The organism is Sphaerochaeta sp. (assembly GCF_050178175.1).
In the GTDB taxonomy this organism is placed as follows: domain Bacteria; phylum Spirochaetota; class Spirochaetia; order Sphaerochaetales; family Sphaerochaetaceae; genus Sphaerochaeta.
In genome coordinates this window covers 1-3,938 of sequence record NZ_JBFXGH010000161.1, presented here as the reverse complement: position 1 = coordinate 3,938, position 3,938 = coordinate 1, and the positions used below count along the sequence as shown (strand labels likewise).

3 protein-coding genes are annotated in these 3,938 nt (G+C 49.8%); 2 read left to right on the top strand and 1 reads right to left on the bottom strand.

Annotated elements, in window-relative coordinates:
* Together AB7S66_RS11750 and AB7S66_RS11745 are read left to right on the top strand one after the other, a co-directional pair.
* Positions 1-1,325, top strand: a 1,325-nt coding sequence (locus tag AB7S66_RS11750; protein ID WP_428520226.1) for an ABC transporter ATP-binding protein, incomplete at its 5' end; no start/stop codon positions are given.
* Positions 1,322-3,187, top strand: coding sequence for an ABC transporter ATP-binding protein (locus AB7S66_RS11745; protein ID WP_428520224.1), 1,866 nt, complete (start codon positions 1,322-1,324; stop codon positions 3,185-3,187). The genes AB7S66_RS11750 and AB7S66_RS11745, both read left to right, overlap by 4 nt.
* Here the strand turns inward: AB7S66_RS11745 and AB7S66_RS11740 are convergent.
* Positions 3,160-3,938 (bottom strand): DMT family transporter (locus AB7S66_RS11740; RefSeq protein ID WP_428520222.1); only part of this gene is annotated, 779 nt, incomplete at its 5' end. The two genes, AB7S66_RS11745 and AB7S66_RS11740, sit on opposite strands and share 28 nt — an antisense overlap.

The window sequence follows — 3,938 nt, the reverse complement described above, 5'->3', positions numbered from 1 at the left end:
TACGTAGCCCGGGAATGCTTGTATTTGCCTTCTTCATGGCAGTATCCATCAACAAGACACTGAGCCTGGTCTATCTTGTTGCACTCCCACTCCTGGGTGTCGGTCTCTTTTTCCTGATCAGGGCCGCATATCCTCTCTTCACCCGGGTATTCAAGATGTATGACCGGCTCAATACCGTGGTTCAGGAGAATATCAGGGGCATCAGGGTGGTTAAGTCGTTTGTCCGGGAAGCGCATGAAGTAAAGAAATTTGAAGTGGTTTCCACCGATATCTATGATGCATTCAGCAAGGCTGAAAAGATCATTGCCTTCACCAGTCCCCTTATGCAGGGAATAATGTACCTCAGCCTGCTCTCAATCAGTTATATTGCAGCCCGCTTGATCGTCGCCTCCGCCATGACGACAGGAGAGCTGATGAGCTTCATCACCTACACATCCCAGATTCTTATGAGCCTGATGATGTTCTCCATGGTTATAGTCATGATTACCATAAGCAGGGCCTCAGCAGTACGGATTGAGGAAGTGCTCACCGAAAAGAGCGACCTGGAGGAAAAGAAGGACGCCATCACCACGGTTGCTGATGGGTCAATTACCTTTTCCCATGTGGACTTCAGCTATACAAAAACCAAGGAGAAGCGCTGTCTCTACGATATCAACCTCGATATTGCCAGTGGACAGACCATCGGCATCCTTGGCCCAACCGGCAGTGCTAAAAGCTCCCTTGTCCAGTTGATCCCTCGCCTCTATGACACCCTCAGTGGGTCAGTAAAGGTTGGAGGAGTGGATGTAAGAGACTATGCGCTGAAAAGTCTCAGGAAAGAGGTCGGCATGGTATTGCAGAAGAATCTTCTATTCAGCGGGACAATTGCTGAGAACCTGCGGTGGGGGAATGAGCATGCAAGCGATGAGGAGCTTAGATGGGCTTGCCGCATTGCCCAGGCAGATGGATTCATCCAGCAGTTCCCCAAGGGGTATGACACCTACATCGAACAGGATGGATCCAATGTTTCTGGAGGGCAGAACCAGAGATTGTGTATCGCACGTGCCTTGCTCAAGCATCCAAAGATTCTCATCTTTGACGATTCAACCAGCGCTGTCGATACCAAGACAGATGCCGCTATCAGGGAAGGCTTGCTCAGTGAACTTCCAGAAACCACGAAGATCATCATTGCACAGCGAGTAACCTCGGTGATGGACGCTGACAGGATCATCATGCTCGACGATGGACGAATACATGATGCAGGTACCCATCAAGAACTGATGGACCGTTGTTCACGTTATAAAGAGATGTATTGCAGCCAGATGCACAAGGAGGAACGAGCATGAACAAACCCCACTCCAAGATGCCAAAGTTTGACTGGCCAACCTTGAAACGTCTCTTCACCTACATCTTTGTACCGTATAAACTGCGCTTCCTTGTTGTCCTGTGCTGTATCCTTGTCAGTGCACTTGCCTCAGTTGCAGGCTCCCTGTTCCTGCGCCTCCTGATCGATACCTATATCGTACCAATGGCACAAAACCCTGAAACAGCTTCTTTCACCCCGCTGATACAGGCGCTTGTGGTGATGGCAGCAATATACGCGGCAGGTGTCATTGCTACCTTCATGTACAACCGATTGATGATCACCATTGCCCAGGGAACACTGAAGACCCTTCGCGATAGGATGTTCACCCATATGCAGAAGCTTTCTATCCGGTTCTTTGACACACGATCCCACGGGGACCTGATGAGTCTCTATACCAACGATACCGATACGCTCAGGCAGATGGTGAGTCAATCTATCCCAAACTTCGTCAACTCAATCATCACGGTACTGGCCATCTTCTTTGCCATGCTGTTTACCAGCTGGCAGTTGACCTTGGTTGTTTTGTTCTCACTTGCAATCATGCTGCGAATCTCCTCCTTTGTGGCAGGGAAAAGCGGTGCATACTTTGTTGAGCAGCAGAAGGCAATCGGGAAAACCAATGGGTATATAGAAGAGATGATCAACGGACAGAAGATCATCAAGGTCTTCACCTATGAAGAGAAGGCGAAGGAGCGTTTTGATGCATTGAATGAGGAGCTTAACAACCACGCATTCAACGCCAACCGGTTTGCCAATATCCTCATGCCGATCATGGGCAATATCAGTTACATCCAGTACGTATTGGTCGCAATTGCCGGGGGTATGTTGGCAATTCACGGCATTGGGGCATTGACCCTTGGCATCATCGCTGCCTTCCTCCAGCTGAGCAGGACAATCAACATGCCGATCAACCAGATGGCCAACCAGTTGAATGCCGTTGTAATGGCTCTTGCAGGTACCAAGCGTATCTTTGCGCTGCTCGATGAGGAACCCGAAGCTGATGAGGGATATATCACCCTGGTCAATCTTTCCGATACAGGAGAAGAGACTGAAAAGAGAACTGAACGTTGGGCATGGAAAGATACCCGGACAGGAAATCTCACTGAGTTACAGGGGCGGGTCTCGCTCACTGATGTCGACTTTGGATACACAGAGGAGACCTTGGTACTCAAGCATATCACCATACACGCAGAACCTGGTCAGAAGATCGCCTTGGTCGGTGCTACCGGAGCAGGAAAGACGACCATCACCAACCTGATCAATCGTTTCTACGATCTTGCGGATGGGAAAATACGCTATGATGGCATCAACATCAACAAGATACGCAAGGCTGACCTACGTCGTTCCTTGGGGGTGGTACTTCAGGATGTCCACCTGTTCAGTGGAACGGTCATGGACAATATTCGCTACGGGAACCTGGAAGCAAGTGACGATGAGGTGATCAAGGCAGCAAAACTGGCCAATGCAGACTCCTTCATCGCACACCTTCCCCAAGGATATCAAACCCAGCTCAGTGGAGATGGGTCCACCCTCTCCCAAGGGCAGCGACAGCTTATCTCCATTGCACGTGCCATTGTGGCCGACCCCCCCGTATTGGTACTTGATGAGGCAACCAGCAGCATCGATACGCATACAGAGGAGGTAGTCCAGAAAGGGATGGATGCCCTGATGGAAGGCAGGACTGTCTTTGTGATTGCCCATCGCCTTTCAACCATCCACAACGCGGATCTTATCATGGTGCTGCAAATGGGAGAGATCATCGAGAAGGGAACCCACGCTGAACTTATGGCACTTAAAGGTCAGTACTACCGTCTCTATACCGGTGTTTTTGAACTGGAATAGGTTACCAGGACAATACCTGCCACCACCAAGGGGAGTGCCAAAAGATACTGCAGACGGAAAATGGATTCCCCTAAAAGCAGTGCAGAGAGGAATGTCCCTACCACGGGTATAAGGAAGTTGAAAACGGTGATGGAACTGACCTTGTTGTGCTTGAGCAGTGCCGTCCAGATGGAGAAGGCAACAGCGCTTAGGGATGCCATATAGAGGAGCAGGAAATATCCAGCAAGACTGCTGGTGGGAAAGCTTGCTCCCTGTGACAACGCTAGCGAGAGCAAGATGAGACCACCAAGGAAAAGCTGCATACTGGTAAGCAGCACCGGATCAATTTTCCTGCTTACCCGTTTGCTGTACAGTGCACTTGCACTGGTGAGGAATGCGGCAATTATTACAAACCCCTCCCCTTTCAAAGAAAACGTAATCCCCAGATTAGGTTCAAGGTTCACCATGACCACCGAGATAAATCCCAACAGGATTCCCAGTCCCTTCCTCAAGCTGATATGGTCGTTTGCATACACCCAGTGTGCAAGCAGCGCACTGAAAAAAACTGATGAGGAGTTCAGGATTGAACTCTTGGCACCAGTGGTATAGGAAACCCCGATATAGAAAAAAGCATAGTGGATGGTGGTCTGTAACAAGCCAAGCACAAGTATCTGGATCCAGGCCTTGCCATCCAAGGACTTGAATCGTTGTTTATCACCTTGCTGGAAGCATCTGAAGAGTAGGACCAAGAGCCCGGCAAAGGTGAATCGCA

Excerpts from the sequence above, each read along its gene's own strand:
- AB7S66_RS11745 (WP_428520224.1), top strand. The coding sequence starts at position 1,322 with ATGAACAAACCCCACTCCAAGATGCCAAAGTTTGACTGGCCAACCTTG.